The sequence below is a fragment of the Streptomyces sp. NPDC049837 genome (genome assembly GCF_040674455.1).
Classification (GTDB): Bacteria; Actinomycetota; Actinomycetes; order Streptomycetales; family Streptomycetaceae; genus Streptomyces.
In genome coordinates, this window is sequence record NZ_JBFAMP010000010.1 from 142642 (window position 1) to 166659 (window position 24018).

At 71.5% G+C, this 24018-nt stretch carries 24 protein-coding genes; 21 read left to right on the forward strand and 3 right to left on the reverse strand.

Annotated features, from left to right (window positions below):
- Positions 1–13: 13 nt before the first annotated feature.
- From AB0J57_RS26115 to AB0J57_RS26130, 4 genes are all read left to right on the forward strand, one after another.
- On the forward strand, positions 14–721 hold the full coding sequence (locus AB0J57_RS26115; protein ID WP_366130711.1) for an MBL fold metallo-hydrolase: 708 nt from the start codon (positions 14–16) through the stop codon (positions 719–721).
- Between the two features lie 13 nt (positions 722–734).
- A complete protein-coding gene (gene hisS / locus AB0J57_RS26120; RefSeq protein ID WP_366130712.1) occupies positions 735–1997 on the forward strand; it encodes a histidine--tRNA ligase in 1263 nt (420 codons plus the stop codon).
- A gap of 87 nt (positions 1998–2084) precedes the next feature.
- Entirely contained in the window at positions 2085–2702 is a 618-nt protein-coding gene (locus AB0J57_RS26125; RefSeq protein ID WP_366130713.1) for a vitamin K epoxide reductase family protein, read from the forward strand.
- 45 nt (positions 2703–2747) lie between these two features.
- Positions 2748–4103, forward strand: coding sequence for a replication-associated recombination protein A (locus AB0J57_RS26130; protein ID WP_366130714.1), 1356 nt, complete (start codon positions 2748–2750; stop codon positions 4101–4103).
- Here the strand turns inward: AB0J57_RS26130 and AB0J57_RS26135 are convergent.
- Positions 4100–4786, reverse strand: a complete 687-nt coding sequence (locus tag AB0J57_RS26135; RefSeq protein ID WP_366130715.1) for a DUF2470 domain-containing protein — start codon at positions 4784–4786, stop codon at positions 4100–4102. The two genes, AB0J57_RS26130 and AB0J57_RS26135, sit on opposite strands and share 4 nt — an antisense overlap.
- A 194-nt stretch (positions 4787–4980) precedes the next feature.
- On the opposite strand from AB0J57_RS26135, the gene rpsD reads away from it, so the two are divergent.
- A complete protein-coding gene (gene rpsD / locus AB0J57_RS26140; protein WP_366130716.1) occupies positions 4981–5595 on the forward strand; it encodes a 30S ribosomal protein S4 in 615 nt (204 codons plus the stop codon).
- A 381-nt stretch (positions 5596–5976) separates the two neighbouring features.
- Here the strand turns inward: rpsD and AB0J57_RS26145 are convergent, their stop codons facing one another.
- Entirely contained in the window at positions 5977–8127 is a 2151-nt protein-coding gene (locus AB0J57_RS26145) for an AAA family ATPase (protein ID WP_366130717.1), read from the reverse strand.
- Positions 8128–8300: 173 nt separating this feature from the next.
- On the opposite strand from AB0J57_RS26145, the gene AB0J57_RS26150 reads away from it, so the two are divergent.
- The 14 genes from AB0J57_RS26150 (at position 8301) to nusB (ending at position 21430) form a co-directional block, all read left to right on the forward strand.
- Positions 8301–8732, forward strand: coding sequence for a DUF948 domain-containing protein (locus AB0J57_RS26150; protein ID WP_064068038.1), 432 nt, complete (start codon positions 8301–8303; stop codon positions 8730–8732).
- Between the two features lie 8 nt (positions 8733–8740).
- On the forward strand, positions 8741–9100 hold the full coding sequence (locus tag AB0J57_RS26155) for a DUF6167 family protein (protein WP_366130718.1): 360 nt from the start codon (positions 8741–8743) through the stop codon (positions 9098–9100).
- On the forward strand, positions 9100–11769 hold the full coding sequence (alaS, locus tag AB0J57_RS26160; RefSeq protein ID WP_366130719.1) for an alanine--tRNA ligase: 2670 nt from the start codon (positions 9100–9102) through the stop codon (positions 11767–11769). The genes AB0J57_RS26155 and alaS overlap by 1 nt, the downstream gene beginning before the upstream one ends.
- Entirely contained in the window at positions 11769–12233 is a 465-nt protein-coding gene (gene ruvX, locus AB0J57_RS26165; RefSeq protein ID WP_366130720.1) for a Holliday junction resolvase RuvX, read from the forward strand. Before alaS ends, ruvX begins: the two co-directional genes overlap by 1 nt.
- 101 nt (positions 12234–12334) lie before the next feature.
- Positions 12335–13999 carry an endolytic transglycosylase MltG gene (gene mltG, locus AB0J57_RS26170; RefSeq protein ID WP_366130721.1) on the forward strand — a complete coding sequence of 555 codons (1665 nt, stop codon included), beginning with the start codon at positions 12335–12337 and terminating at the stop codon, positions 13997–13999.
- Positions 13996–14823, forward strand: coding sequence for a shikimate dehydrogenase (locus tag AB0J57_RS26175; protein ID WP_366130722.1), 828 nt, complete (start codon positions 13996–13998; stop codon positions 14821–14823). The genes mltG and AB0J57_RS26175 overlap by 4 nt, the downstream gene beginning before the upstream one ends.
- A 196-nt stretch (positions 14824–15019) precedes the next feature.
- On the forward strand, positions 15020–16204 hold the full coding sequence (aroC, locus tag AB0J57_RS26180; protein WP_366130723.1) for a chorismate synthase: 1185 nt from the start codon (positions 15020–15022) through the stop codon (positions 16202–16204).
- Positions 16201–16716, forward strand: a complete 516-nt coding sequence (locus AB0J57_RS26185) for a shikimate kinase (RefSeq protein WP_366130724.1) — start codon at positions 16201–16203, stop codon at positions 16714–16716. Before aroC ends, AB0J57_RS26185 begins: the two co-directional genes overlap by 4 nt.
- Positions 16713–17804 carry a 3-dehydroquinate synthase gene (gene aroB / locus AB0J57_RS26190; RefSeq protein WP_366130725.1) on the forward strand — a complete coding sequence of 364 codons (1092 nt, stop codon included), beginning with the start codon at positions 16713–16715 and terminating at the stop codon, positions 17802–17804. Before AB0J57_RS26185 ends, aroB begins: the two co-directional genes overlap by 4 nt.
- Positions 17801–18241, forward strand: a complete 441-nt coding sequence (gene aroQ, locus AB0J57_RS26195; RefSeq protein WP_366130726.1) for a type II 3-dehydroquinate dehydratase — start codon at positions 17801–17803, stop codon at positions 18239–18241. Before aroB ends, aroQ begins: the two co-directional genes overlap by 4 nt.
- A gap of 121 nt (positions 18242–18362) precedes the next feature.
- A complete protein-coding gene (locus AB0J57_RS26200; RefSeq protein ID WP_366130727.1) occupies positions 18363–19184 on the forward strand; it encodes a Pro-rich N-terminal domain-containing protein in 822 nt (273 codons plus the stop codon).
- Between the two features lie 83 nt (positions 19185–19267).
- Positions 19268–20374, forward strand: a complete 1107-nt coding sequence (locus AB0J57_RS26205) for an aminopeptidase P family protein (protein WP_366130728.1) — start codon at positions 19268–19270, stop codon at positions 20372–20374.
- A gap of 58 nt (positions 20375–20432) precedes the next feature.
- A complete protein-coding gene (gene efp / locus AB0J57_RS26210; RefSeq protein WP_366130729.1) occupies positions 20433–20999 on the forward strand; it encodes an elongation factor P in 567 nt (188 codons plus the stop codon).
- 2 nt (positions 21000–21001) lie between these two features.
- Positions 21002–21430, forward strand: coding sequence for a transcription antitermination factor NusB (nusB, locus tag AB0J57_RS26215; protein WP_366130730.1), 429 nt, complete (start codon positions 21002–21004; stop codon positions 21428–21430).
- A 190-nt stretch (positions 21431–21620) separates the two neighbouring features.
- Here nusB and bldD read toward each other — a convergent pair whose 3' ends face one another.
- Positions 21621–22121: a transcriptional regulator BldD gene (gene bldD, locus AB0J57_RS26220; RefSeq protein ID WP_064068023.1), complete on the reverse strand. Its 501-nt coding sequence runs from the start codon at positions 22119–22121 to the stop codon at positions 21621–21623.
- A gap of 196 nt (positions 22122–22317) precedes the next feature.
- On the opposite strand from bldD, the gene pyrR reads away from it, so the two are divergent.
- Positions 22318–22902: a bifunctional pyr operon transcriptional regulator/uracil phosphoribosyltransferase PyrR gene (gene pyrR, locus AB0J57_RS26225; protein ID WP_366130731.1), complete on the forward strand. Its 585-nt coding sequence runs from the start codon at positions 22318–22320 to the stop codon at positions 22900–22902.
- A gap of 133 nt (positions 22903–23035) precedes the next feature.
- A complete protein-coding gene (locus AB0J57_RS26230; RefSeq protein WP_366130732.1) occupies positions 23036–24013 on the forward strand; it encodes an aspartate carbamoyltransferase catalytic subunit in 978 nt (325 codons plus the stop codon).
- The last annotated feature ends 5 nt before the right edge of the window (positions 24014–24018 follow it).

Here is a 24018-nt window from a genome sequence, read left to right on the forward strand (position 1 = left end):
TTTAAGGACGATCGTGCTCATTGCCGGGTTCCCCGCCGGGGCCTGGGGGACCAACTGCTACCTGGTCGCCCCCGCCGCAGGCGAGGAGTGCGTGATCATCGACCCGGGCCACCAGGCCACCCAGGGAGTCGAGGAGACGCTCAAGAAGCATCGGCTCAAGCCCGTGGCGGTCGTCCTGACCCACGGCCACATCGACCACGTCGCCTCCGTCGTCCCGGTCTGCGGCGCCCATGACGTACCCGCGTGGATCCACCCCTCCGACCGGTACATGATGAGCGACCCGGAGAAGGCCCTCGGCCGCTCCATCGGCATGCCCCTCATGGGCGAGCTGACCGTGGGGGAGCCGGACGACGTCCACGAGCTGACCGACGGGGCGCGACTGAGCCTCGCGGGCCTGGAGCTGACCGTGTCGCACGCGCCCGGCCATACCAAGGGGTCGGTGACCTTCAGCATGCCCGAGGCCGCGGACATCCCGCCGGTCTTCTTCTCGGGCGACCTGCTCTTCGCCGGCTCCATCGGACGCACCGACCTGCCGGGCGGTGACATGGCCGAGATGCTCGAATCGCTGGCCCGCGTGTGCCTGCCGCTCGACGACTCGACCGTGGTGCTGTCCGGCCACGGCCCCCAGACGACCATCGGCCGCGAGCGCGCCACCAACCCGTACCTGCGCGAGGTGGCGGCCGGCCAGGGAGCGTCCCCCGCTCCCCGACGAGGAATGTGACGAGAGAAGTCCCGTGAGTACCTTCCAGGCCCCCAAGGGCACGTACGACCTGCTGCCGCCGAGTTCCGCGACGTACCTCGCCGTCCGCGAGGCGATCTCCGCGCCGCTGAAGAACTCCGGCTACGGGTACGTCGAGACCCCCGGCTTCGAGAACGTCGAGCTGTTCGCCCGCGGTGTCGGCGAGTCCACCGACATCGTCACCAAGGAGATGTACGCCTTCGAGACCAAGGGCGGCGACAAGCTCGCCCTGCGCCCCGAGGGCACCGCGTCCGTGCTGCGCGCCGCGCTGGAGGCCAACCTGCACAAGCAGGGCAACCTCCCCGTCAAGCTCTGGTACTCCGGCTCGTACTACCGCTACGAGCGCCCGCAGAAGGGCCGCTACCGCCACTTCTCCCAGGTGGGCGCCGAGGCGATCGGTGCCGAGGACCCGGCGCTGGACGCCGAGCTGATCATCCTGGCCGACCAGGCGTACCGCTCGCTGGGCCTGCGGAACTTCCGCATCCTCCTCAACAGCCTCGGCGACAAGGAGTGCCGCCCGGTCTACCGGGAGGCCCTCCAGGGCTTCCTGCGCGGGCTCGACCTGGACGAGGACACCCGCCGCCGCGTCGACATCAACCCGCTGCGGGTCCTCGACGACAAGCGCGCCGACGTCCAGAAGCAGCTCGTGGGCGCGCCGCTGCTGCGCGACTACCTGTGCGACGCGTGCCGGGCGTACCACGAGGAGGTGCGCGAGCTGCTGACCGCGGCGGGCGTGGCCTTCGAGGACGACGAGAAGCTGGTGCGCGGCCTGGACTACTACACGCGCACGACCTTCGAGTTCGTCCACGACGGCCTCGGCTCGCAGTCCGCGGTGGGCGGCGGCGGCCGTTACGACGGCCTCTCGGAGATGATCGGCGGCCCCGCCCTGCCGTCGGTGGGCTGGGCGCTCGGCGTGGACCGCACGGTGCTGGCGCTGGAGGCCGAGGGCGTCACCCTCGACCTGCCGGCCACCACCAGCGTGTTCGCGGTGCCGATCGGCGAGGAGGCCCGGCGCAAGCTGTTCGGCGTGGTCACCGAGCTGCGCAAGGCGGGCGTCGCGACGGACTTCGCGTACGGCGGCAAGGGGCTCAAGGCCTCGATGAAGGCCGCCAACCGCAGTGGTGCCCGGTACGCCCTCGTGCTGGGCGAGCGGGACCTCGCCGAGGGCGTGGCCCAGCTCAAGGACATGGAGTCGGGCGAGCAGGAGCCGGTCGCGCTCGACGCCATCGTCGAGAAGCTGGCCTCCCGGCCGGCCTGATCTCTGAGGACACCCCGGCCCCGGCCGGGGTGTCCTTATGTCCACCGAACGGCGGACAGCGGCCACGATGCGGCAGAATGATCCCCCATGACGACTGCATCGGTTGACGAAGCGTCCTCCGACACGACCACGGTCGGCAGCAGCCGGGCCTTCGCATGGATGCTGGTGATCACGGGCGCGGCTGGGCTGCTCGCGGCGTGGGTGATCACGCTCGACAAGTTCAAGCTGCTGGAGGACCCGAACTTCACGCCCGGGTGCAGCCTCAACCCGATCGTGTCCTGCGGCAACATCATGAAGAGCGAGCAGGCCTCGGCCTTCGGGTTCCCGAACCCGATGCTCGGTCTGGTCACCTACGGAATGGTCGTCGCCATCGGCGTCGCCCTCCTCGCGGGCGCCCGCTACCGCCGCTGGTACTGGCTCGGCCTGAACGCCGGCACGCTCTTCGGCGTGGGCTTCTGCATGTGGCTCATGTACCAGTCGCTGTACGAGATCAACGCGCTGTGCCTGTGGTGCTCCCTGGCCTGGATCGCGACGATCGTCATGTTCTGGTACGTCACCTCGCACAACGTGCGCAACGGCCTGCTCCCCGCACCCCGCCCGGTCCGGAGCTTCCTCGACGAGTTCACCTGGGTCCTGCCCGTCCTGCACATCGGGATCATCGGGATGCTGATCCTGACCCGCTGGTGGGATTTCTGGACGAGCTGATCCGCCCTGAACCGACTGTCAGTGGCCTGACATACGCTTCTGGATGTGGAGCCCGACCTCTTTACCGCCGCAGCCGAAGAACGCCAGGAGAAGGACCCGTCCACCAGCCCCCTGGCGGTCCGGATGCGCCCGCGCACCCTGGACGAAGTCGTCGGCCAGCAGCACCTGCTCAAACCAGGGTCACCCCTGCGCCGGCTCGTAGGTGAGGGCGCGGGCGGCCCGGCCGGCGCCTCCTCCGTGATCCTCTGGGGACCGCCCGGCACGGGCAAGACGACCCTCGCGTACGTGGTCTCCAAGGCCACCAACAAGCGCTTCGTCGAGCTCTCCGCGATCACGGCCGGCGTCAAGGAGGTCCGCGCGGTCATCGACGGTGCCCGCCGCGCCGCCGGCGGATTCGGCAAGGAGACCGTCCTCTTCCTCGACGAGATCCACCGCTTCAGCAAGGCCCAGCAGGACTCCCTCCTGCCGGCTGTCGAGAACCGCTGGGTCACCCTCATCGCCGCCACCACCGAGAACCCGTACTTCTCGGTGATCTCCCCGCTGCTCTCCCGCTCGCTCCTGCTCACCCTGGAGCCGCTCACCGACGACGACATCCGGAGCCTGCTGAAGCGCGCGCTCACCGAAGAACGCGGCCTTGCCGACTCCGTCACACTGCCGGACGACGCCGAAGCCCACCTCCTGCGCATCGCGGGCGGTGACGCCCGCCGGGCCCTGACCGCCCTGGAGGCGGCAGCCGGTGCCGCCCTCGCCAAGAACGAGCCCGAGATCAGCCTCGCCACCCTTGAGGAGACGGTCGACCGGGCGGCGGTGAAGTACGACCGGGACGGCGACCAGCACTACGACGTCGCCAGCGCCCTGATCAAGTCCATCCGCGGCTCCGACGTCGACGCGGCCCTGCACTACCTCGCCCGGATGATCGAGGCCGGGGAGGACCCCCGCTTCATCGCCCGCCGCCTGATGATCTCCGCGAGCGAGGACATCGGCCTAGCGGACCCGACGGCGCTGCCCCTCGCGGTCGCGGCGGCCCAGGCAGTGGCCATGATCGGCTTCCCCGAGGCGGCCCTCACCCTCAGCCACGCCACCATCGCCCTCGCCCTGGCCCCGAAGTCGAACGCCGCGACGACCGCGATAGCGGCCGCCCAGGCGGACGTGCGCAACGGCCTCGCGGGCCCGGTCCCGCCCCACCTCCGCGACGGGCACTACAAGGGCGCGGCCAAGCTGGGTCACGCCCAGGGGTACGTGTATCCGCACGACGTCCCGGGCGGAATCGCCGCCCAGCAGTACGCACCCGACGCCATCCACGGCAGGCGCTACTACGAGCCCACCCGCTATGGCGCGGAGGCGCGGTACGCGGACGTGGTCGAGAAGGTGCGCGAACGCCTGCGCGGCGCGGAGGACTAGTCCCGCGCCGCCGCCTCGAACAGGGCGTGCATGGCGCGCCGCAGTCCGTGGATCTCCTGCACGGGCTCGGGGAAGTCGAAGCGCGCGTCGAAGGAGCGCCCCGCCGTGTCCCGGCAGCGCACCCGCAGCCCGAACCGGTCCAGCGCCAGCGGCACCACACGCCGCACGCCGGCACGGTCCCCGAGCAGACCGCTCAGCCCCTGCACATGATCGTCGTGCGCGGCGGCGAGGTGCTGGAGCAGCTCGGTCTCGTACTCCATGAGCGGGTCCGGCGAGGCCGCCGCGAAGTCCTCGGCGCTCACCGCGGCGTCGCCCCAGAGGTCGTCCACGTACACCTCGCCGACCTCCAGGCGCAGCATCATGTGCCCGGGCTCGGCGATCCCCGGGGCGCACGTGAGCCATCCGGAGACCCATGCCCGCCCCCGGATACGGTGGGGGACGGCGACCGGGGCCACATCCGTCAGCTCCAGCACGGCTCGCAGCTCGTCGTCCTGCGCGTGCGTGGCGGCGCGCACCACCGGCGCGTCGGCCGGGAACAGCAGGAACACCTCGCCGTCCGCGCCGACCGTCCGGACGTCCGGCATGAGCTGGTCTGCCCGGGCCCCCTCGGCCCCGGGCACGATGAGCACCGCGGAGCATGTACTCTGTACGAGAGTTCGTGTGCGCTCGGCTGCTGACGGCATCCGGGCGGTTTCAAGCCCGCTGGGACGCGGCTGACCATGAGCTGATCGGACCTCCGTCACATCGATGCTCTGCGAAGCAGGAGCATCGCTCTTTGTGCTGCTGTCTGTGATGCGCGTGGTGTTCCCAGGGCTCGACATGCGATCTCCTTGATTAAGGTAAGCCTAACCTAACCTATATCGGAGGTCTGGAGAACGTGCCTAACCAGTCGCGTCCCAAGGTCAAGAAGTCTCGCGCGCTCGGTATCGCGCTGACGCCGAAGGCCGTCAAGTACTTCGAGGCCCGCCCCTACCCGCCGGGCGAGCACGGCCGTGGCCGCAAGCAGAACTCGGACTACAAGGTCCGTCTGCTCGAGAAGCAGCGTCTGCGCGCCCAGTACGACATCAGCGAGCGCCAGATGGCGCGCGCTTACGACCGCGCCAAGAAGGCCGAGGGCAAGACGGGCGAGGCGCTGGTCGTCGAGCTCGAGCGCCGTCTCGACGCCCTGGTCCTGCGTTCGGGCATCGCCCGCACCATCTACCAGGCCCGCCAGATGGTCGTTCACGGCCACATCGAGGTCAACGGTGGCAAGGTCGACAAGCCGTCGTTCCGCGTCCGTCCCGACGACGTCGTGATGGTCCGCGAGCGCAGCCGCAACAAGAGCCTGTTCCAGGTGGCGCGTGAGGGCGGCTTCGCCCCCGAGGGTGAGACCCCCCGCTACCTCCAGGTCAACCTGAAGGCCCTGGCGTTCCGCCTCGACCGCGAGCCGAACCGCAAGGAAATCCCGGTCATCTGCGACGAGCAGCTCGTCGTCGAGTACTACGCCCGCTGACCTAACCGTCCAGGGTGTTCAGCCCGCCGCTTCCCTCCGGAAGCGGCGGGCTTTCTCGTCGGGGCTCCGCCCCGAACCCCCGTTTGTCCGCGGACCGTGGTCCGGTTGTGCCCACCCGTCCCGCCCTGCGGGACGTTTGCCCACAACCGGCGGACGCCCCGGCGGAACGATCCCACAACCGGGCGACGCCCGTCGGCAGACCGGCTGAAACCGGCCCGCAGACGGGCGACGGCCGGGGTGGGGCCGTGCAGGGTCGTCCCCGCAGAGGTTGGCGGCGACGCAAGGGCTCCCAGTCAGGACACCCAAGGCCGCCGGCCTCGAGGAGTCGAGCCCGGAGGGGCCCCGCCCCCCACGCACCGGCAGTGGCCGCACGGCAACGCGTCAGGACACCGCCCCGCGGCGCGGGCGGCGGCGCGGCGACGGCACCCTCCCCGGGCCCCCGTCCGACGGACCCGACGGACCCGATGGGCCCGACGGGCCAGACAACGCCCGCGCCACCGCCGCGTCCTTGCGCAGGGCCGCCCCTTCCGCCACGTACGCCCGGAAACGCTCCGCCCCGAGCTCCTCGCCCACCTGCCGCTCGCACAAGGTGCGCGGCGCGCTGAAGTAGCCGGAGCCGAAGAGCGGCAGGCCGACCGCTTCCCACATCGGCGCGGCCGCCCCCTGGAGCACCGCCGCCTCCGCCGGGTCGCCCTCGGCGGCCGTCACCAGCGCGAGCAGCTCGATGGCCAGCACCAGACCGACCAGGTCGTTGAACGCGTGGTCGATGGTGATGCACTCGCCCAGCAGCTCCCGCGCCTCCCCGTGCGCGCCCCGCGTCCAGGCCGAGTACGCCAGGACGTACAGCGCGTACGCCCGCGTCCACCGCTCGCCCCGCTCCTCGCAGATCTCCCGGACCTCCCGGCACAAGGAGACCGCCGCCTCCAGGTCGCCCAGGAAGACCTTCGCCATGGCCAGCTCCACCTGGCCCATCAGCACCTGGCTGTTCAGCTCGCCCACCTCGCGGTACGCGGCCAGCGCCCGCGACAGCAGCTCCTCGGCGCGCGGCATGTCGTCCGACAGCAGCGCCAGGCAGCCCATCCGGTGGGTCGTGTACGCGGCCGCCAGGGCGTTGCCCGTACGCGCCGCGCCCTCCCCGCACTCGTGCAGCGCCGCCACCGCCGCCGTGTCGTCGCCCTGGAGGATCGCCACGTACCCCAGCACCCACAGCGCCCGCAGCCGCGCCTGGTCGTAACGGCACTCGTACCCCGGTTCCAGCGCCACCGCCCGGTCCAGCCAGTGCCGCCCCTCCGCCAGCCGCCCGCACCCCACCCACGAGAACCAGAGCGTGGCGGCGAGGTGCTGCGCCAGGTGGGCCTCCTCCGGCACCTCCATGCACAGTTCGAGCGCCGCCCGCAGGTTGGGCAGCGCGCTGTCGGCGCAGGCCGCCACCTCGGCCTGGCGCGGGCTGAACCACTCCAGCTCGCACCAGGTGGCCAGGCCCATGTACCAGTCGCGGTGCCGCCGCCGCATCCGCTCCTCGTCGCCCAGCGCGGCCAGCCACTCCGCCCCGTACGCCCGGACCGTGTCCAGCAGCCGGAAGCGCACGCCCGCCGCCGTGTCCTCGCGCACCACCACCGACTGGGCCACCAGCTCGCCGAGCACGTCCAGCACGAGCTCGGGCGCCAGCTCGGGGCCGCCGCACACGTACTCGACCGCCTCCAGGTCGAACGGGCCGGCGAAGACCGACAGCCGTGCCCACAGCAGCCGCTCCTCGGGCGTGCACAGCTCGTGGCTCCAGCCGATGGCCGTCCGCAGCGTCTGGTGCCGGGGCAGCGCCCCGCGCGTGCCGCCGGTCAGCAGCCGGAACCGGTCGTCGAGCCGGTCCAGCATCCGTCCCACGGTGAGCACGGGCAGCCGCCCCGCCGCCAGCTCCAGGGCCAGCGGAATCCCGTCGAGGCGCCGGCACAGCTCCCGTACCGAGCCGGTGTCCTCCACGGGAAAAGCCGCCGCGGCCGCCCGGTCCAGGAACAGCCGCACGGCGTCGTCGGCAGGCAGCGGGGCGAGCGGCATGACGGCCTCGCCGTCCAGCCGCAGTGGCCGACGGGCGGCGGCCAGCACGGTCAGCCCGGGGGAGCGGCGCAGCAACTCCCGCACGAGTCCGGCGCAGTCGTCCACGAGGTGCTCGAAGCCGTCCAGGACCAGCAGCAGCCGCCGGTCGGCGAGGTGCTCGACCAGCACCTCGCGCGGCGGCCGGCGCGTGTGGTCGGTGAGCCCGAGCGCGTCCAGCAGCGCGTGCTCCAGCAGCTCCGGATCGCGCAGCGGCGCCAGCTCCGCCAGCCGGACCCCGTCGCAGTAGCGTTTCTCCGCACCGGCACCGGCACCGGCAGCGACCGCGGCGGCGGCCCGCACCACCAGCCGGGATTTTCCCACCCCGCCCACTCCGACCACCGTGACGAGCCGGAACTCCCCCAGCAGCCGCTTCAGTTGGTCCAGTTCGCCGTCACGTCCGACGAACCGGTTCAGCTCCGCCGGCAGGTTGCTCCGTCGCATGGAACACGGAGCGTACCGACGCCGGTGCACTCCGTACAATCGGACCGCGCAACTCCGTCTCTGTCCGCCCGTAATGCGGTACGGGGAGCGAGCGTCGGCGCGATAGGCTCGGAGAACGACTTTTCAAGAAGATCGACGTCCGACGTCCGACGATGCAGAGAGCGGTGCGCGCAGTGACCGGTGGAGAGGTTGCCGGGATCCTGGTCGCCGTCTTCTGGGCGATCCTGGTCTCCTTCCTGGCCGTGGTGCTGGTGAGGCTGGCCCAGACGCTCAGGGCGACCACCCGGCTCGTGGCCGAGGTGACCGAGCAGGCGGTCCCGCTGCTGGCCGACGCCTCGGCGACCGTCCGGTCCGCGCAGACGCAGCTCGACCGGGTCGACGCCATCGCGTCGGACGTCCAGGAAGTCACCTCCAACGCCTCCGCGCTCTCCACGACGGTCGCCTCCACCTTCGGCGGACCGCTCGTCAAGGTCGCGGCGTTCGGCTACGGCGTGCGCCGGGCGATGAGCCGGAACAAGAACGACAGGCCGGCCGAGCAGCCCCGGCGTACGGTGATCGTCGGCCGTACGGTGCCGGGCGCCAGGGGCCGGAAGCGGAAGGGCTGACGCAAGGGATGTTCCGCCGTGCTTTCTGGTTCACCGCGGGCGCCGCAGCCGGCGTGTGGGCCACCACCAAGGTCAACCGCAAGCTGAAGCAGTTGACCCCCGAGAGCCTCGCCGCCCAGGCCGCCGACAAGGCGATCGAGACCGGCCACCGGCTCAAGGACTTCGCACTCGACGTCCGCGCGGGCATGCTCCAGCGCGAGTCCGAACTGGGCGAGGCGCTCGGGCTGAACGCACCCGTCGAGGACCCCGCGCTCCCGGCGCCGCGCCGCGCGGCAGCCCTGGACGGCCCCCGGAGCGACGGCCCCCGGAGCGGCGCCCGCCCCCCGTACCCCAACAACCACTCGTACAACCGGAATGAGGACCACTGATGGAGTCGGCTGAAATCCGCCGCCGCTGGCTGAGCTTCTTCGAGGAGCGCGGGCACACCGTCGTCCCTTCGGCGTCGCTCATCGCGGACGACCCGACTCTGCTCCTGGTCAACGCCGGCATGGTGCCGTTCAAGCCGTTCTTCCTGGGTGAGGAGAAGCCGCCGTACAAGCGTGCCTCCAGCGTCCAGAAGTGCGTGCGTACGCCGGACATCGAGGAGGTCGGCAAGACCACCCGGCACGGCACGTTCTTCCAGATGTGCGGCAACTTCTCCTTCGGGGACTACTTCAAGGAAGGTGCCATCAAGCTCGCCTGGGAGCTGCTGACCACCCCGGTCGAGCACGGCGGCTACGGCCTGGAGCCCGAGAAGCTCTGGATCACCGTCTACCAGGACGACGACGAGGCCGAGCAGATCTGGCGCGACGTCGTGGGCGTCCCGTCCGAGCGCATCCAGCGCCTGGGCAAGAAGGACAACTTCTGGTCCATGGGCGTCCCCGGCCCCTGCGGCCCCTGCTCCGAGATCAACTACGACCGCGGCCCCGAGTTCGGCGCCGAGGGCGGCCCGGCCGTCAACGACGAGCGGTACGTGGAGATCTGGAACCTCGTCTTCATGCAGTACGAGCGCGGCGAGGGCACCTCCAAGGAGGACTTCGAGATCCTCGGCGACCTGCCGAGCAAGAACATCGACACGGGCCTCGGTCTTGAGCGCCTGGCGATGATCCTCCAGGGCGTACAGAACATGTACGAGACCGACACCCTGAAGGTCGTCATCGACAAGGCCACCGAGCTGACCGGTGTGCGCTACGGCCAGGCCCACGAGAGCGACGTCTCGCTGCGCGTGGTCGCCGACCACATGCGTACGTCCGTGATGCTCATCGGCGACGGTGTCACCCCCGGCAACGAGGGCCGCGGCTATGTGCTGCGCCGCATCATGCGCCGCGCCATCCGCAACATGCGCCTGCTGGGCGCCTCCGGCCCGGTCGTCGGCGAGCTCGTCGACACGGTCATCAGGACGATGGGCGAGCAGTACCCGGAGCTGGAGACCGACCGCAAGCGCATCGAGACCGTCGCGCTCGCCGAGGAGGCCGCGTTCCTCAAGGCCCTCAAGGGCGGCACCAACATCCTCGACACCGCCGTCACCGAGACCAAGGCCGCCGGTGGCACCGTCCTGCCCGGCGACAAGGCGTTCCTGCTCCACGACACCTGGGGCTTCCCGATCGACCTCACCCTGGAGATGGCCGCCGAGCAGGGCCTCTCGGTGGACGAGGCCGGCTTCCGCCGCCTGATGCAGGAGCAGCGGGACCGCGCCAAGGCCGACGCCAGGGCCAAGAAGACCGGCCACGCCGACGTCTCCGCGTACCGCGAGATCGCCGACACCTCCGGCGCCACGGAGTTCGTGGGCTACACCAACACCGAGGGCGAGACGACCGTCGTCGGCCTGCTCGTCAACGGCGTCTCCTCGCCCGCCGCCACCGAGGGCGACGAGGTCGAGGTCGTCCTCGACCGCACGCCGTTCTACGCCGAGGGCGGCGGCCAGATCGCCGACACCGGCCGGATCAAGCTGCACAGCGGTGCCGTCATCGAGGTGCGCGACGTCCAGCAGCCGGTCCCGGGCGTCTCCGTCCACAAGGGATCGGTGCAGGTCGGCGAGGTGACCGTCGGGTCGACGGCGTACGCCACGATCGACGTCAAGCGCCGCCGTGCCATCGCCCGCGCCCACAGCGCCACCCACCTCACCCACCAGGCGCTGCGTGACGCCCTCGGCCCGACGGCCGCCCAGGCCGGTTCGGAGAACCAGCCGGGTCGTTTCCGGTTCGACTTCGGCTCGCCGTCCGCCGTGCCGCAGACGGTCATGACCGACGTCGAGCAGAAGATCAACGAGGTGCTCGCCCGCGAGCTGGACGTGCACGCCGAGGTCATGGCGATCGACGAGGCCAAGCGGCAGGGCGCCATCGCCGAGTTCGGCGAGAAGTACGGCGAGCGGGTCCGCGTGGTCACCATCGGCGACTTCTCCAAGGAGCTGTGCGGCGGTACGCACGTCCACAACACCGCCCAGCTCGGTCTGGTGAAGCTGCTCGGCGAGTCGTCGATCGGCTCCGGTGTGCGCCGTATCGAGGCCCTCGTCGGTGTCGACGCGTACAACTTCCTCGCCAAGGAGCACACGGTCGTGGCCCAGCTCCAGGAGCTGGTCAAGGGCCGTCCCGAGGAGCTGCCCGACAAGATCTCCGCCATGCTCGGCAAGCTGAAGGACGCCGAGAAGGAGATCGAGAAGTTCCGCGCCGAGAAGGTGCTCCAGGCCGCCGCCGGTCTCGCCCAGGGCGCCCAGGACGTCCGCGGCGTGGCCCTGGTGACCGGCCAGGTCCCCGACGGCACCTCCGCCGACGACCTGCGCAAGCTGGTCCTCGACGTGCGCGGCCGCATCCCCGGCGACCGCCCGGCCGTCGTCGCCCTGTTCACCACGGCCAACGGCCGCCCGCTGACGGTGATCGCCACCAACGAGGCCGCCCGCGAGCGTGGCCTCAAGGCCGGCGAGCTGGTCCGCACGGCCGCCAAGACCCTCGGCGGCGGCGGTGGCGGCAAGCCGGACGTCGCCCAGGGCGGCGGCCAGAACCCGGAGGCCATCGGCGACGCCATCGACGCCGTCGAGCGGCTCGTCGCGGACACCGTCTGATGAGACGCGGCCGCCGGCTCGCGATCGACGTCGGGGACGCCCGGATCGGGGTCGCCTCGTGCGACCCCGACGGGGTCCTCGCCACGCCGGTGGAGACCGTGCCGGGACGGGATGTCCCGGCCGCCCACCGGCGGTTGAAGCAGATCACCGAGGAGTACGAACCCATCGAGATCGTGGTCGGCCTCCCTCGCTCCCTCAGCGGGGGCGAGGGCCCGGCCGCGGCCAAGATCCGCGCCTTCGCCCAGGAGCTGGCCCGGGGCGTCGCCCCCGTCCCCGTACGGCTCGTGGACGAGAGGATGACCACAGTGACGGCCACTCAGGGGCTGCGCGCGTCGGGCGTCAAGTCCAAAAAGGGCCGGTCTGTCATCGATCAGGCAGCCGCTGTGATCATCCTTCAGAACGCTCTTGAGTCCGAACGGGTATCGGGTAATCCGCCCGGAGAGAGCGTCGAAGTGGTCATCTGATCGCGATACGGTAACGTTCCGCGCTACGCGGCGGTGTTCGAACAACTGCCGCGCTACGTAGAGGCGGATCGTCCGGACGCCTCGCGGCTGTTTGGGGATCGATGACTGAGTATGGCCGGAGCCCCGGCTCCGAACCGTGGCACCCCGAGGACCCGGCTCACGGGAACCAGGGGTGGGAAGGTCAGCAGGCCTACTACCAACAGGCGCAGTACGGGAACGAGCACGATCCGTACCAGCAGCAGCAGCCGCAGCAGGGTTACGGCGACCAGCAGTACCACGCCGCGCAGGAGTACCAGGCCCAGCAGACCTACGCGGGCCAGAGCTACGCCGGGCAGCAGCCGTACGACACCGGCGCCTGGGACACCGGCCAGCAGACGGCCATGCCCTACGGGGCAGCCGCCCCGGCCGACCCGTACGCTCCCCAGGCCCCCGACCTGTACGGCACGCCCGAGGCCTACCCGCCGCCGCAGCCCCCGGGCCAGCGGCGGGCCGAACCGGAGCCCCAGCGGGAGCCGGTGCGCCGGGAGCCGGAGGAGGAGAGCCACCCGTTCTTCTCGGACGGCGCGGGGGACGGGGGCCCGGACGACGACGGGGACGACGGTTACGACGACGAGCCGGCCACGTCCCGGCGTGGCGGCGGCAAGGGCCGCCGGGGCGGCAAGCAGCAGAAGAAGCGCAAGAGCCGCAACGGCCTCGCCTGCCTGGTCGTCGCCCTGGTCATGGCGGGCGGCGCCGGCGGTGTCGGCTACTTCGGCTACCAGTTCTGGCAGGGCCAGTTCGGCCCGGCCCCCGACTTCACCGGTGACGGCACGAGCGAGACCGTCCAGGTCGAGATCCCCAAGGGCGCCGGCGGCTACGAGATCGCCGCCCTCCTCGTCGAACACGGTGTGGTCAAGAGCCAGGGAGCCTTCGTCTCCGCCCAGGAGAAGAACCCCCGCGGCAAGACCATCCAGGATGGCGTGTACACGCTCAAGAAGGGCATGTCCGCCGCCAGTGCCGTCGAGGCCATGCTCAATCCGGAGAACCGGAACGCCCTCACCATTCCCGAGGGCAAGCGGAGCGCGTTCATCTACGCCGAGATCGACAAAAAGCTGGAACTCAAGCCCGGGACGACGAAGTCGGTCGCCAAGGCGAAGGCGAAGAACCTCGGCCTGCCGGAGTGGGCGACCGGCCACCCCGACGTCAAGGACCCGCTGGAAGGATTCCTCTTCCCGGCCAGCTATCCGGTGGCGAAGGGCGCCAAGCCGGAGGACGTCCTCCGGAAGATGGTCGCCCGGGCGAACGCCGAATACGGCAAGCTCGACATCGAGAACAAGGCCAAGTCGCTGGGGCTGAACGGTCCGTGGGAACTGCTGACCGTCGCGAGCCTGGTACAGGTCGAGGGCAAGTACAAGCACGACTTCGACAAGGTCGCCCGCGTCGTCTACAACCGTCTCAAGCCGAACAACATCGAGACGGTCGGCCGGCTCGAATTCGACTCCACCATCAACTACATCAAGGAAGAAAGCACCCTCGACGTCGGTGCGGTGGCCGATCTGCGCAAGATCGACGACCCGTACAACACCTATGACATCAAGGGACTGACGCCCGGGCCGATCAGCAACCCCGGCGTCGACGCCATCAATTCCGCGCTGAAACCGACACCGGGCCCCTGGTATTACTTCGTTTCGATCAACGAGGACAAGACGGTGTTCTCGGTGACCAACGAGGAGCACAACCGGAACGTCGAGCAGTACGAAAAGGAACGGGAGAAGTCCGGCCAGTGAGCACAGTGAAGCGCGCCGCCGTCCTGGGGTCGCCGATCGCCCACTCCCTCTCCCCGGTGCTGCACCGGGCCGCCTACGCGGAGCTCGGCCTCACCGACTGGTCGTACGAACGCCACGAGGTGGACGAGGCCCGGCTCCCCGCGTTCCTGGAGGGCCTGGACGCGTCCTGGGCCGGTCTGTCGCTGACCATGCCGCTCAAGCGTGCCGTCATCCCGCTGCTCGATGAGATCACCGCCACGGCCGCCTCCGTCGAGGCCGTCAACACGGTCGTCTTCACCGAGGACGGCCGCCGGATCGGCGACAACACCGACATCCCCGGCATGATCGCCGCGCTGCGGGAGCGGGGCGTGGGCAAGGTGGAGAGCGCCGCCGTGCTCGGCGCCGGCGCCACCGCGTCCTCCGCCCTCGCCGCGCTGTCCCGTATCTGCACCGGGCCGGTCACCGCGTACGTACGCAGCGAGGCCCGCGCCGCCGAGATGCGCGGCTGGGGCGAGCGGCTGGGCATCGAGGTCCGTACCGCCGACTGGGCGCGGGCGGCCGAGGGCCTGCGGGCCCCCCTGGTCATCGCCACGACCCCCGCCGGGACGACCGACGCGCTCGCCGCCGAGGTCCAGGGCCGGCCCGGCACCCTCTTCGACGTGCTGTACGAGCCGTGGCCCACCGCCCTGGCGGCCGCCTGGTCGGCGCGCGGCGGCGCCGTGCTGGGCGGGCTCGACCTGCTCGTCCACCAGGCCGTCCTCCAGGTGGAACAGATGACCGGCCGGGCGCCCGCGCCGCTGGCCGCCATGAGGGCCGCCGGAGAACGCGCCCTCGCCGCCCACTAGGCCCCGCGCACGCGGGCGGCGCTGTGGTTCGCCGCCGGGAAGCTCCGGAGCGCGTACCGGACCTGACCACTCCGGCGTCCGTCTTGTGGACCGGGCACCGGTGCGGGCCCCGGACGTGGGAGGATCAGTGGTGGCGGGCCAGGGCCGCGCACCCGGTCGCGCCGTCGCTGTCGAGGCGCGAGCATGAGGAGCACCGTTGAGCAGGTTGCGCTGGCTGACCGCTGGGGAGTCCCACGGTCCCGCACTGGTGGCGACGCTGGAGGGCCTTCCCGCCGGTGTCCCGATCACCACGGAGATGGTGGCGGACCACCTGGCCCGTCGGCGCCTCGGCTATGGACGCGGCGCGCGGATGAAGTTCGAGCGCGACGAGGTGACCTTCCTCGGCGGCGTACGCCACGGCCTGACCATGGGCTCGCCCGTCGCCGTGATGGTCGGCAACACCGAGTGGCCCAAGTGGGAGAAGGTCATGGCGGCCGACCCGGTCGACCCGGACGAGCTCGCCGAACTGGCCCGTAACGCCCCGCTGACCCGCCCGCGCCCCGGCCACGCCGACCTGGCGGGCATGCAGAAGTACGGGTTCGACGAGGCCCGCCCGGTGCTGGAGCGGGCCAGCGCCCGCGAGACCGCCGCCCGTGTCGCCCTCGGCGCCGTCGCCCGCTCCTACCTCAAGGAGACGGCCGGCATCGAGATCGTGTCGCACGTCGTCGAGCTGGCCGCCGCCAAGGCGCCCTACGGCGTCTACCCGACCCCCGCCGACGTCGAGCAACTGGACGCCGACCCCGTGCGCTGCCTGGACGCCGACGCGTCGAAGGCGATGGTCGCCGAGATCGACCAGGCCCACAAGGACGGTGACACCCTCGGCGGCGTCGTCGAGGTCCTCGCCTACGGCGTGCCCGTCGGCCTCGGCTCGCACGTCCACTGGGACCGGCGCCTGGACGCCCGCCTGGCCGCCGCCCTCATGGGCATCCAGGCCATCAAGGGCGTCGAGGTCGGCGACGGCTTCGACCTGGCCCGGGTGCCCGGCTCCAAGGCCCACGACGAGATCGTCGCCACCGACGAGGGCATCAAGCGCACCTCGGGCCGCTCCGGCGGCACCGAGGGCGGCCTGACCACCGGCGAGCTGCTGCGCGTCCGCGCCGCGATGAAGCCCATCGCGACCGTGCCCCGGGCGCTCAAGACCGTCGACGTCGTCACCGGCGAGGCCGCCGCCGCGCACCACCAGCGCTCCGACGTGTGCGCGGTCCCGGCCGCCGGCATCGTCGCCGAGGCCATGGTCGCCCTCGTCCTCGCCGACGCGGTCGCGGAAAAGTTCGGCGGCGACAGCGTCGCCGAGACCCGCCGCAACGTCCGCTCGTACCTCGACAACCTCCACATCAAGTGAGCACCGGCCCGCTGATCGTCCTGGTCGGCCCGATGGGCTCCGGCAAGTCCACCGTGGGAGCACTGCTCGCCGAGCGGCTCGGCGTGCCCTACCGGGACACCGACGCCGACATCGTGGCCGCCCAGGGGCGCGAGATCTCCGACATCTTCGTCGAGGACGGCGAGGAGCACTTCCGCACCCTGGAGCGCGAGGCCGTACGGAACGCCGTCGCCGAACACCCGGGCGTCCTCGCCCTCGGCGGCGGCGCCATCCTCGACGCCGGCACCCGGGAGCTCCTCGCCGGGCTCCCGGTCGCGTACCTCTCGATGGACGTCGAGGAGGCGGTCCGGCGCGTCGGCCTGAACACCGCCCGCCCCCTGCTCGCCGTCAACCCGCGCCGCCAGTGGCGCGAGCTGATGGAGGCACGCAGGCACCTGTACACCGAAGTCGCCCGCGTGGTGGTGGCCACCGACGACAAGACCCCCGAAGAGGTCGCCCAGGCGGTCCTCGACGCACTGGAGCTTCAGAAGTGACTGACCAAGCAGTGACCCGTATCCAGGTCGGCGGCACGGCCGGCACCGACCCGTACGAGGTGCTGGTCGGCCGGCAGTTGCTCGGCGAGCTGGCCGGCCTCGTCGGCAACGCCAAGCGCGTCGCCGTCATCCACCCGGAGGCGCTGGCCGAGACGGGCGAGGCGCTGCGCGCCGACCTCGCCGAGCAGGGCTACGAGGCCATCGCGATCCAGGTGCCCAACGCGGAGGAGGCCAAGACCGCCGAGGTCGCCGCCTACTGCTGGAAGGCGCTCGGCCAGTCGGGCTTCACCCGCACCGACGTGATCGTCGGCGTCGGCGGCGGAGCCACCACCGACCTCGCCGGCTTCGTCGCGGCGACGTGGCTGCGCGGCGTGCGCTGGATCGCCGTCCCCACCACCGTCCTCGCCATGGTCGACGCGGCGGTGGGCGGCAAGACCGGCATCAACACCGCCGAGGGCAAGAACCTCGTCGGCGCCTTCCACCCGCCGGCCGGCGTCCTGTGCGACCTCGCCGCGCTCGACTCGCTCCCGGTCCACGACTACGTCAGCGGCCTGGCCGAGATCATCAAGGCGGGCTTCATCGCCGACCCGGTGATCCTCGACCTGATCGAGTCCGACCCCGAGGCCGCCCGTACCCCCTCCGGCCCGCACACCGCCGAGCTCATCGAGCGCTCCATCCGGGTCAAGGCCGACGTCGTCTCGTCCGACCTGAAGGAATCCGGCCTCCGCGAGATCCTCAACTACGGCCACACCCTCGCCCACGCCATCGAGAAGAACGAGCGCTACAAGTGGCGCCACGGCGCGGCCGTCTCCGTCGGCATGGTCTTCGCGGCCGAACTGGGCCGCCTCGCCGGGCGCCTGGACGACGCCACCGCCGAGCGGCACCGCACCATCCTGGAGTCCGTCGGCCTCCCGCTCACCTACCGCGGCGACCAGTGGCCCAAGCTGCTGGAGACCATGAAGGTCGACAAGAAGTCCCGGGGCGACCTGCTGCGCTTCATCGTCCTGGACGGCCTCGCCAAGCCGACGGTCCTCGAAGGCCCCGACCCGGCCGTCCTCGTCGCCGCGTACGGGGAGGTCTCCGCATGACCGCCCGCCGGGTCCTCGTCCTCAACGGCCCCAACCTCGGCCGCCTCGGCTCCCGCGAGCCCGACGTGTACGGCTCCACGTCGTACGCCGGCCTCGTCGACGCCTGCCGGACGCTCGGCAAGGAGCTCGGCTTCGACGTCGACGTGCGCGAGACGAACGACGAGGGCGAGATGATCCGCTGGCTCCACGAGGCGGCCGACAACGCGATCCCCGTGGTCCTCAACCCCGGCGCGTTCACGCACTACTCGTACGGGATGAGGGACGCGGCCGCCCAGCGCACCGCCCCCCTCATCGAGGTGCACATCTCCAACCCGTACACCCGCGAGGAGTTCCGCCACACCTCCGTCGTGGCGGCCGTCGCCAGCGGCACCGTCGCGGGCTTCGGCATCGGCTCCTACCGGCTCGCCCTGCGCGCCCTCGCCGACGAACTCGTCTGACGGGCACTCCGTACCCGCCCCGGCCGTTCCCATACAGTCGGCCGGGGAGGGTACGGTTCGGTAACGGGCCGCCCAACGGCCGCCCGACCAGCACCGATCGGACGAGACGGAGTGGCACCGGATGCAGCACGCAGTGGGGGCTCCGCTGCCGCCGCCCCATCAGCCGGGGCACGCAGCCACCGGATGGACGAACCAGGCCGCCGCCCACCACCCGGGCCCGCCGCCGCCCCAGGGCCCCCCGCCCGCGGCCCCGCCCGCGCCCGGCTGGGTCCCGCCCGAGACCACGGGCCACATCCACCTGCCACCCGGCGCCCCGGTCGCCGCCCCGGCCCCGGCCCCCGCGCCGGCACCGCACACCGCTCCCGGCTCCGGCTCCGGCACCGGTACGGCCACGCTCGCCGTCCTCCTCATCGGCCCGGCCGGCGCGGGCAAGACCACCGTCGCCCGCTACTGGGCCAGCAACCGCCGGGTGCCCACAGCGCACATCAGCCTCGACGACGTACGCGAATGGGTCTGCGCCGGCTTCGCCGACCCCCAGTCCGGCTGGAACGACCAGTCCGAGGCCCAGTACCGGCTCGCCCGCCGCACCTGTGGCTTCGCCGCGCGCAACTTCCTCGCCAACGGCATCTCCTGCATCCTCGACGACGCCGTCTTCCCCGACCGCCCCGTCGTCGGCCTGGGCGGCTGGAAGCGCCATGTCGGGCCCGGCCTGCTCCCCGTCGTCCTCCTCCCCGGCCTGGAGATCGTCCTGGAGCGCAACGCCGAGCGCACCGGGAACCGGCGCCTGTCCGACGAGGAGGTCGCCGGCATCCACGGCCGCATGGCCGGCTGGTACGGCTCCGGGCTGCCGATCATCGACAACTCCAAGTACGACGTCGAGACCACCGCCCGTGTCCTGGACGACGTCCTCGCCCGCGCCATAGCGAGCCCACCGGTCTACTGACGCCGTCCACGCCCGGGGCGCCGAATGGTCCGGTCGGACCCGCCCGACCTGCCGGGGCGCGGCCGCGCTCGTAGGCTCGGGGCATGTCAGAGGTGTTTGCGGACCGCCGAGGGCGGCTGCGCGACCGGTGCGCGGCGTCCGGCTCTGCGGCGGCCCTGGTCTCCCGCCCCGCCAACGTCCGGTATCTCGCGGGCGGCGCGCCCCCGGGCGCCGTCCTGCTCCTGGGGGCCGGCGACGACGTGCTGCTCTGCCCCCGGCCGCCCACCGGCGACCCGGTGGAGGGCCGCCTCGACGAGCAGTTGCGCCAGGTGGTGCTGCCCTCCTCGGGCGGCGACCCGGCGGTCGCGGCGGTCGGCATGGCCGGCAAGGCGGGGGCGGACGCCCTCGCGGTGGAGGAGCACCACCTGACCGTCACGCGCCACCGCGCCATGGCCTCGGTCGCCCCGCAGGTGCGCCTGGCGGACCTGGGCACCGCCATCGAGCAGGAGCGGATCGTCAAGGACGAGGACGAGATCACCTGCCTCAGGATCGCGGCGGAGATCACCGACCAGGCGCTGGGCGAGCTCCTCGAATCCATCCTGGTCGGCCGCACCGAACGCCACCTCGCGCTGGAACTGGAACGCCGCCTGGTCGACCACGGCGCCGACGGCCCCGCGTTCCCCACCTCCGTCGCCACGGGCCCGAACGCGGGCCGGGGCGGTCACCGGCCCTCCGACCGCCGCGTCGAGGAGGGTGATTTCCTCTCGGTCTGCCTGGGCGCCAACTACCGCGGCTACCGCTGCGAGATCGGCCGCACCTTCGTGATCGGCACCTCGCCCGCCGACTGGCAGATCGAGCTGTACGACCTCGTCTTCGCCGCTCAGCGGGCCGCCCGGGAGTCCCTGGCCCCCGGCACCGCGTACCGCGACGTGGACCGCGCGGCCCGCCAGATCCTCGACGCGGCGGGGTACGGCGAGTGCCTGGAGCCCTTCCTCGGACACGGTGTGGGGCTCGAAATCGAGGAGGACCCGCAGTTGGCACCCGGCGCCATGGGTAAACTGGACGCTTGTGTGCCGGTCACCGTCGAACCGGGGGTCCACCTCCCGGGCCGGGGCGGTGTCCGGATCGATGACACGCTCGTCGTACGCCAGGAGGCGGACGGCGGACCCGAGCTACTCACCATCACGACCAAGGAGCTGCTCGCGCTGTAGCGCGTGACGCACCACGCCTCGGTCGTCCACCAGCGTCAGTCCAGGAGATTCCGCAACCGTGGCTTCCACGAACGACCTCAAGAACGGCATGGTGCTCAAGCTCGACAACGACCAGCTCTGGTCCGTGGTCGAGTTCCAGCACGTCAAGCCCGGCAAGGGCCCGGCCTTCGTGCGCACCAAGCTCAAGAACGTGCTCTCCGGCAAGATCGTCGACAAGACGTTCAACGCCGGTGTGAAGGTCGAGACGGCCACCGTCGACCGCCGCGACATGCAGTTCTCGTACATGGACGGCGAGTACTTCGTGTTCATGGACATGCAGACCTACGACCAGCTCCACGTCTCCCGCGCCGCCGTGGGCGACGCCGCGAACTTCCTGGTCGAGGGCTTCACCGCCACCGTCGCCACGCACGAGGGCGAGGTGCTCTACGTCGAGCTCCCGGCCGCCGTCGAGCTGACCGTCCAGGAGACCGAGCCGGGTGTCCAGGGCGACCGCTCCACCGGTGGCACCAAGCCGGCCATCCTGGAGACCGGGCACCAGATCCAGGTCCCGCTCTTCATCACCACCGGTGAGAAGATCAAGGTCGACACCCGTTCCAGCGACTACCTCGGCCGGGTGAACAGCTAACCGTGGCTGCCCGGAACAAGGCCCGTAAGCGCGCCTTCCAGATCCTCTTCGAGGCCGACCAGCGCGGTGCGTCCGCGCAGGAGGTCCTCGCGGACTGGGTCCGGCACGCCCGGTCCGACGACCGGCAGCCGCCGGTCAGCGAGTACACGATGGAGCTCGTCGAGGGGTACGCGCAGTACGCCGACCGGATCGACGAGCTCATCGCCACCTACGCGGAGGGCTGGGCGCTCGACCGGATGCCGGTCGTCGACCGGAACATCCTGCGCCTGGGTACGTACGAGCTGGTGTGGGTGGACGGCACCCCGGACGCGGTGGTGATCGACGAGGCGGTGCAGCTCGCCAAGGAGTTCTCCACCGACGAGTCCCCGTCGTTCGTCAACGGCCTGCTGGCCCGGTTCAAGGACCTCAAGCCGAAGCTCCGCCGGGACTGAAGACTCCGCCGGGACTGAAAGCCTCTACGAAGGGCCCGCAGCGCATCTCGCGCGGCGGGCCCTTCGGCGTGGTCCCCCCGGGGACGAGGCGGGTCCCCAGGCGGACGAAAGAGCCGCCGGGGGCGGTGGGACACCCGTAAGGCGCCCCCCGCACCCGGCGGCAACGTTTCTGCTGTAGTAGGCCCGCAGATCAGGCCTCTTCGTGCGCGACCGCACGGCGGGCGTCCGCGTCCAGCACTCCCCAACTGATGAGCTGCTCGGTCAGCACGGAGGGCGACTGGTCGTAGATGACCGCCAGGGTGCGCAGGTCGTCCTGCCGGATCGACAGCACCTTGCCGTTGTAGTCGCCGCGCTGCGACTGGATCGTCGCGGCGTAGCGCTGCAACGGGCCGGCCTTCTCCGCGGGGACGTGAGCCAGGCGCTCCAGGTCCAGGACGAGCTTCGGCGGCGGCTCGGCGGCCCCGCCCGGCGTGGTGCCCGGCAGCAGCTCCTGCACCGGGACGCCGTAGAAGTCAGCCAGCTCGGCCAGACGCTGCACGGTCACGGCACGGTCACCGCGCTCGTACGAACCGACCACCACGGCCTTCCAGCGGCCCTGGGACTTCTCCTCCACCCCGTGGAGAGAGAGGCCCTGCTGGGTGCGGATGGCGCGGAGCTTGGCCCCGAGCTGTTTTGCGTATTCGCTGGACATATAGCTCCCGGGAAAGAGTGGTAACTCACTGTGAGGTTACGCAGCGTTACTTGGCTGCGTCAAGCCGAATGGTCCGTACCGGCTCTCTTTGGCGACCCCGGTCGGGAGCACTCGCCGGGCCCTGGTACGGTGGATGGCGCAATTCCGACGTCCTTTAAGGTCCGTCCCGTGAGGCGGAGAAGGAGGTCCGTTTCGTATGGACGCCACTCAGCAGTCCGATGCCGCGCGCCCCGTTCTCGAGGGCCCCGACATCGCGCGGGTACTGACCCGCATCGCCCACGAGATCGTCGAGCGCGCCAAGGGCGCCGACGACGTGGTTCTCCTCGGCATCCCCACGCGTGGCGTCTTCCTCGCCCGCCGCCTCGCCGACAAGCTCGAGCAGATCACCGGCCGCCCCGTGCCGGTCGGCTCCCTCGACATCACCATGTACCGCGATGATCTGCGGATGCGGCCGGCCCGCGCGCTCGCCCGCACCGAGATCCCCGGTGACATCGACGGCCGCCTCGTCGTCCTCGTCGACGACGTGCTCTTCTCCGGCCGCACCATCCGCGCCGCCCTCGACGCGCTCGGCGACATCGGCCGCCCGCGCGCCGTCCAGCTCGCGGTCCTCGTCGACCGAGGCCACCGCGAACTCCCCATCCGCGCCGACTACGTCGGCAAGAACCTCCCCACGTCGCTGCGGGAGACGGTCAAGGTCCAGCTCGCCGAGGAGGACGGTCGCGACACCGTGCTGCTCGGGCTGCGGGAGACCGCCTCCACGGCCCCGGCCGGCGAGCAGTAGCACCCCCGTACGACCCCTGCGTACGGCGTGCCGCGCTGCGCGCCCGCATGCCCGACGGGCCTGTCCCTACCTGGTCACCCGTCAGGTCACTCCTCGGCCCTGAACCTCCACAAAACCGGAGAAATACCCCAAGATGATGCGCCACCTCATCTCGGCCGCCGACCTCACCCGCGACGACGCCGTCCTCATCCTCGACACCGCCGAGGAGATGGCCCGGGTCGCCGACCGGCCGATCAAGAAGCTGCCCACCCTGCGCGGCCGCACCGTCGTCAACCTCTTCTTCGAGGACTCGACCCGTACCCGCATCTCCTTCGAGGCCGCCGAGAAGCGCCTCTCCGCCGACGTCATCAACTTCAGCGCCAAGGGCTCCTCGGTCTCCAAGGGCGAGTCGCTGAAGGACACGGCGCAGACCCTGGAGGCGATGGGCGTGGACGCCGTCGTCATCCGGCACGGCGCCTCGGGCGCCCCGTACCGCCTGGCCACCTCCGGCTGGATCGACGCCGCCGTCATCAACGCCGGTGACGGCACCCACCAGCACCCCACGCAGGCGCTGCTGGACGCCTTCACCATGCGCCGCCGCCTGGTCGGCCGGGACGCGGGCCTGGGCCAGGACCTGGCCGGCAAGCGCATCACCATCGTCGGCGACGTCCTGCACAGCCGGGTCGCCCGCTCCAACGTCGACCTGCTGCACACCCTCGGCGCCCAGGTCACCCTCGTCGCCCCGCCCACCCTGGTCCCCGTCGGCGTCGAGACCTGGCCCTGCGAGGTGTCCTACGACCTCGACAGCACCCTGCCGAAGTCCGACGCCGTGATGATGCTGCGCGTCCAGCGCGAGCGGATGAACGCCGCCTTCTTCCCGACCGAGCGCGAGTACTCCCGCCGCTACGGCCTGGACGGCGACCGCATGGCGAAGATGCCCGAGCACGCCATAGTGATGCACCCCGGCCCGATGGTGCGCGGCATGGAGATCACCGCCGAGGTCGCCGACTCCGGCCGCTGCACGGTCGTCGAGCAGGTCGCCAACGGCGTCTCGATCCGCATGGCCGTCCTCTACCTGCTGCTCGGCGGCAACGAATCCGCCGTCGCCAACACCCGTACCGAGGAGAAGTAAGACAG

What these genes read in the sequence shown, in the direction of transcription:
- AB0J57_RS26125 (WP_366130713.1), top strand. Translation starts at nt 2,085, where the DNA reads ATGACGACTGCATCGGTTGACGAAGCGTCCTCCGACACGACCACGGTC.
- AB0J57_RS26135 (WP_366130715.1), bottom strand. Translation starts at nt 4,786, where the DNA reads ATGCCGTCAGCAGCCGAGCGCACACGAACTCTCGTACAGAGTACATGC.
- AB0J57_RS26145 (WP_366130717.1), bottom strand. Translation starts at nt 8,127, where the DNA reads ATGCGACGGAGCAACCTGCCGGCGGAGCTGAACCGGTTCGTCGGACGT.
- AB0J57_RS26155 (WP_366130718.1), top strand. Translation starts at nt 8,741, where the DNA reads ATGTTCCGCCGTGCTTTCTGGTTCACCGCGGGCGCCGCAGCCGGCGTG.
- alaS (WP_366130719.1), top strand. Translation starts at nt 9,100, where the DNA reads ATGGAGTCGGCTGAAATCCGCCGCCGCTGGCTGAGCTTCTTCGAGGAG.
- ruvX (WP_366130720.1), top strand. Translation starts at nt 11,769, where the DNA reads ATGAGACGCGGCCGCCGGCTCGCGATCGACGTCGGGGACGCCCGGATC.
- mltG (WP_366130721.1), top strand. Translation starts at nt 12,335, where the DNA reads ATGACTGAGTATGGCCGGAGCCCCGGCTCCGAACCGTGGCACCCCGAG.
- aroQ (WP_366130726.1), top strand. Translation starts at nt 17,801, where the DNA reads ATGACCGCCCGCCGGGTCCTCGTCCTCAACGGCCCCAACCTCGGCCGC.
- AB0J57_RS26200 (WP_366130727.1), top strand. Translation starts at nt 18,363, where the DNA reads ATGCAGCACGCAGTGGGGGCTCCGCTGCCGCCGCCCCATCAGCCGGGG.
- AB0J57_RS26205 (WP_366130728.1), top strand. Translation starts at nt 19,268, where the DNA reads ATGTCAGAGGTGTTTGCGGACCGCCGAGGGCGGCTGCGCGACCGGTGC.
- bldD (WP_064068023.1), bottom strand. Translation starts at nt 22,121, where the DNA reads ATGTCCAGCGAATACGCAAAACAGCTCGGGGCCAAGCTCCGCGCCATC.
- pyrR (WP_366130731.1), top strand. Translation starts at nt 22,318, where the DNA reads ATGGACGCCACTCAGCAGTCCGATGCCGCGCGCCCCGTTCTCGAGGGC.
- AB0J57_RS26230 (WP_366130732.1), top strand. Translation starts at nt 23,036, where the DNA reads ATGATGCGCCACCTCATCTCGGCCGCCGACCTCACCCGCGACGACGCC.